This window comes from Nocardioides stalactiti, from assembly GCF_014180715.1.
In the GTDB taxonomy this organism is placed as follows: domain Bacteria; phylum Actinomycetota; class Actinomycetes; order Propionibacteriales; family Nocardioidaceae; genus Nocardioides; species Nocardioides stalactiti.
Genome location: NZ_JACEFC010000193.1, coordinates 1 through 4,352, shown reverse-complemented (window position 1 = coordinate 4,352; position 4,352 = coordinate 1). Strand labels below are relative to the sequence as shown.

Annotated in this window: 6 protein-coding genes; 4 read left to right on the top strand and 2 right to left on the bottom strand. The window is 72.5% G+C overall.

The features are described from left to right. Window positions 1-557: hypothetical protein (locus H0487_RS21865; RefSeq protein WP_376766700.1), on the bottom strand; the 557-nt coding region annotated here is incomplete at its 3' end. 116 nt (window positions 558-673) lie between these two features. Between H0487_RS21865 and fdxA the strand changes: the two genes are divergently transcribed. From fdxA to H0487_RS21850, 3 genes are read left to right on the top strand one after another with little or no spacing between them, the layout of a single operon-like run. Beyond that, a complete protein-coding gene (gene fdxA, locus H0487_RS21860) occupies window positions 674-1,000 on the top strand; it encodes a ferredoxin (RefSeq protein WP_183096325.1) in 327 nt (108 codons plus the stop codon). Further along, on the top strand, window positions 997-2,133 hold the full coding sequence (gene dapC / locus H0487_RS21855) for a succinyldiaminopimelate transaminase (RefSeq protein WP_312856053.1): 1,137 nt from the start codon (window positions 997-999) through the stop codon (window positions 2,131-2,133). Before fdxA ends, dapC begins: the two co-directional genes overlap by 4 nt. A gap of 58 nt (window positions 2,134-2,191) precedes the next feature. Further along, window positions 2,192-3,493, top strand: a complete 1,302-nt coding sequence (locus H0487_RS21850; RefSeq protein WP_183096324.1) for a tryptophan 2,3-dioxygenase — start codon at window positions 2,192-2,194, stop codon at window positions 3,491-3,493. A gap of 12 nt (window positions 3,494-3,505) precedes the next feature. Here H0487_RS21850 and H0487_RS21845 read toward each other — a convergent pair whose 3' ends face one another. Then, window positions 3,506-3,895, bottom strand: a complete 390-nt coding sequence (locus H0487_RS21845; protein WP_183096323.1) for a cupin domain-containing protein — start codon at window positions 3,893-3,895, stop codon at window positions 3,506-3,508. Window positions 3,896-3,968: 73 nt separating this feature from the next. Between H0487_RS21845 and H0487_RS21840 the strand changes: the two genes are divergently transcribed. After that, on the top strand, window positions 3,969-4,352 hold a 384-nt coding region (locus H0487_RS21840; protein ID WP_220793677.1), incomplete at its 3' end, for a hypothetical protein.

Below are 4,352 nucleotides of genomic sequence, written 5' to 3'. Positions count from 1 at the left end.
CGTCCCTGGGCGAGCGAGGCGAGCCGCAGCTCGGCGTCCCCGGTCGGGTCGTGGTCCCAGCCGGCGGCGGCGAACGCCGCCTCCTCGGGGGAGCCCGCCTCGACCTGCACGTACGACGGCCGCTCCAGCAGGTCGTAGAACGACCGCACCGCAGCGACCGCCTCGCCGAACGGAAGGCCCGGGTCGCCGAACGCCAGGCACGAGTTGGCCCGCCGTCGCAGCCGGCCGACCGGGGCGGTGTCGGTGCGCAGCACCCAGGAGCCGAGGGGAGTGGTCTCCACCGACGCCCACAACGACGTCGTGTGCAGCTCGGCGTCGCGGGACGACACCCGCATCCGCACCGACGGGCGCGGCGGGACCGGCTTGCCGGAGACGATGTCGGCGGTCGCGATCGTGACCGGGTCGCCGGTCTCGGGCTGGATGACGCAACGCCCCTCGCCCCACGCGAGGCACACCCCGAGGAGGTCGGTCATGGCCGGTCCGCCGCTGGGTCCGGTCTCCCCGCGGAGCAGTCGCCGGACGACGACGCGCTGCCCGACGACGTGGGGTCCGAGCACATGGTGTCCCGAATCACGTGGGTCGTGCGCCGTCGTCACGCCCGAGATACTAGGGTGGGCGCCGACACGAAACACTTTCGTGTTCCATCCGCTTCAGCAGCATCAGGAGGAGACCGGTGACCTACGTCATCTCCCAGCCGTGTGTGGACCTCAAGGACCGCGCTTGTGTCGACGAGTGTCCTGTCGACTGCATCTACGAGGGCAAGCGGATGCTCTACATCCACCCCGACGAGTGCGTCGACTGCGGGGCGTGCGAGCCGGTCTGCCCCGTCGAGGCGATCTTCTACGAGGACGACGTGCCGGAGGAGTGGAAGGGCTACTACGACGCCAACGTCGGGTTCTTCGAGGACCTCGGCTCGCCGGGCGGTGCGGCCAAGATGGGTGAGATCGACAAGGACCACCCCTTCGTCGCTGCGCTCGAGCCGCAGGAACACGACCACTGAGCGCTGGGCTGGTCGCTGGGTCGGGCGGCGTCTCCGGACGCCTGCCCGACTTCCCGTGGGACAAGCTCACTGCGTACGCCGCCACGGCCCGCGCGTACGCTGACGGCATCGTCGACCTCTCGGTCGGCACGCCCGTCGACCCCACCCCGGAGGCCGCCCAGGGGGCGCCCCGCGGGGCCGCCGACTCCCCGGGCTACCCACTGACGGTCGGCCTGCCGGAGACCCGGCAGGCGATCGTCGACTGGTTCGCGCGCTGCCACGGTGTCGCCGGGCTCACGATCGACCAGGTGCTGCCGGTGATCGGCTCGAAGGAGCTGATCGGGTCGCTGCCGCTGCACCTCGGCGTCGGCCCCGGGGACCTGGTCGTCTACCCCGAGCTCGCCTACCCGACCTACGAGGTGAGCGCCGCACTCGTCGGCGCCCGCACGCTCGCGACCGACGCGCTGACGGCGCTCGGCCCGGAGACGCCGCGGATCCTGTGGATCAACTCCCCGTCCAACCCGACCGGCCGGGTGCTCCCGAAGGAGCACCTCAAGAAGGTCGTCGACTGGTGCCGCGAACGAGGCGTCCTGCTCGTCTCCGACGAGTGCTACCTCGAGTGCACCTGGGAGGCCGAGGCCGTCTCCGTCCTGCACCCGGACGTCTGCGGCGGCAGCCACGAGGGCATCCTCGCGGTGCACTCCCTCTCGAAGCGCTCCAACCTCGCGGGCTACCGCTGCGCGTTCGTCGCCGGCGACCGCGAGGTCGTCGCCGAGCTGCTCGCCGTCCGCAAGAACCTGGGCCTCCAGATGCCCGGTCCGCAGCAGCGCGTCCTCGCCGCGGCGATCGCCGACGACGCGCACAGCCGCGAGCAGCACGCCCGGTACGCCGCGCGGCGCGCGACCCTGCGTGCGGCGCTGGAGCGGGCCGGCTTCACGATCGACCACTCCGAGGCGTCGCTCTACCTGTGGGCCACCCGCGGCCCCGAGGGACCGGACTGCTGGGCGACCGTCGCGCAGCTCGCCGACCTCGGGATCCTGGTCGCTCCGGGCGAGTTCTACGGCGCGGCCGGCTCCCGGCACGTGCGGGTGGCGTTCACCGCCACCGACGAGCGGATCGCCGCCGCGGCCGACCGGCTCGCCTCGCTGGCCTGACCGACCGGTCCGATCCTGGTACTGGACAGTCCCCGCGGACCGGTTCACATTGGGGTTCATGACCGCCCAGGTCGGGCAGGCCGAGAGCGCCCTGCGGACAGCGATCGACGGCCGTTGCGCGTTCCAGGTGACGCGCGACGCGGCCGACGCGGCGCTGTCGGCCGAGCTGGCCCGGTGGCTCGCCCCGGAGGGCACCGACGTCGGCGTCGGTCCCGAGGGTGTGGTCGACCCGTTGGGCCTGGCGCGCCTCGTCGTCCAGGAGATCCGCGTGGTGGGGCAGCACTTCCTCACTCCCGAGCGGCTCGCCGCGCTGGCCGCGGTCCGGGACCGGTACGACGGCCGGGACCCCTACCTCGACTCGTTCCTCGAGTGCGTCCTCGACAAGCACGACGGTCGCTACTGGAACCGCACCTATCTCTCGATCCCGGTGCTGGACGTGATCCTCGGCGAGAACCCGCTGCTGCCGTCGGGCCTCGCCGCGCTGCTCGCGGCCGACATCGTGCGCTACGAGCTGTGCGCCGCACACCGTCGTACGCCGGTCTCACCGCTGGGGCGACCGGACGCACGCACGTTGCGCACCCGGCTGCGGCACTCCCTGCGGTTCATGAACGCCCACCTGGGCAGCGCGGTCTCCGACGACCTGCTCGGGGCGATCGCCCGGGACCCGGAGGCCGACCTCCCCGCCCTGTTGCTGGACCTGCCACCAGCGTTGGCGGCCGCCGGGGACTGGCTCGAGCTCAGCATGCAGCCGGTCTCGACCGTGCACGACGAGTACTTCTTCATCCGGGTGCTCCAGGCGCACGAGATGGCGTTCGCAGGGATGTGCTGGCGGACGCGCGACACCATCGCGGCACTGCGGGACGGCCAGCTCGACGCCGCCGACCGGCTCCTCGCCCAGGTCGTGACGTTCATGGACCGCAACGCCTCGCTCTTCCGGATCGTGGCGACCCTGCGCTACGAGGCGTTCCACACCTTCCGCGAGTTCACCGACGGCGCCAGCGCCGTCCAGTCCGAGACCTACAAGCGGTTCGAGGGACTGTGCGGGCGGCCTCCGTCCGCGCGGCTGACCTCGCCGGCCTTCGAGAGCGTGCCCGACGTCCGGGGCGAGGTGGTCAGCGGCCAGGACACCCTCTCCGACGCCTATCGCGATGCCGCGCTGGCGGATCCCGGCTCGGCGCAGGTGACGCGGATCGCCGAGCGGCTGCGGGCGCTCGAGGCGAGCCACCACCGCTGGAAGGCGACCCACGTCACGCTGGCGACCCGGATGCTGGGCGACGCCCGGGGCTCGGGCTACACCGCCGGCGTGGGCTACCTCAGCCAGTGGGTCGACCACCGGCTGTTCTGGCAGCTCCCTGCCTGAGCGCCACCCGGGTCAGGCGCTCATCTCCGCCATCGTCGAGATCATGTGGTTCATCACGGCGAGGTGCTCGGCTGCGGGGCTGAACATGACGAGCTCGGCGTCCTCCTCCACCCGGACGGAGTGTCCGGCCGGCCAGTGGAAGACCTCGCCACCGGCGCAGGTCTCGGTCGAGCCGTCGATGTAGGAGACGACGAGCCGCCCGCTGAGCAGGTAGCCCCAGTGGGCTGCACCGCAGGCGTCACCCTCGAGCCCGCGGAGCAGAGGCGCGATGTCGACGCCGGCGGCCAGGGACAGGTGCTCGGCGGCGAGCGAGGCGCTCGCCATGCCGAAGCCGGGCTGGTGGCGGACCGTGGCGCCGGCCGCGTTCAGGGCGATCGGGAGTTCTCGGGTCGTGGCGTGCATGGGTGGCTCCTTCGAGGATCGGTGGAGGGACTGTTCGACCTGAGGGCGGGAGAATCGCTGTCACAATGCGACAGTGGCTCTGGACGAGGCTCGAGCAGCGCTCGACGACGGTGACTTCCGTCGTGCCCTGGGACTCGTCGATGCGTCAGACTCGTCGGAGGCCGCGCTCGAAGTGGTCGCCGTCGCGGCGTACGGGGCCGGCGAGCTCGAGCGGTCGCTGACCGCGCTCGAGCGGCTCTATGCCCAGCACGTGGCGGCACAGCGCCCGGTCGACGCCGGGTTCGCGGCGGCCCGGGTCGCGATCAACCTCCTCTGCGAGACCGGTCTGATGGCACCCGTCCGCGGCTGGGTCGCGCGTGCAGAGCGCCAGGTCGCCGGTCAGCCGGTCGGTCCTGTCCACGCACTGCTGGCCGCCGTCCGCGCCTGCGAGCGGGTGCTGTCCGGTGGCCCCGACGCG

Excerpts from the sequence above, each read along its gene's own strand:
- H0487_RS21845 (WP_183096323.1), bottom strand. The coding sequence starts at position 3,895 with ATGCACGCCACGACCCGAGAACTCCCGATCGCCCTGAACGCGGCCGGC.
- H0487_RS21850 (WP_183096324.1), top strand. The coding sequence starts at position 2,192 with ATGACCGCCCAGGTCGGGCAGGCCGAGAGCGCCCTGCGGACAGCGATC.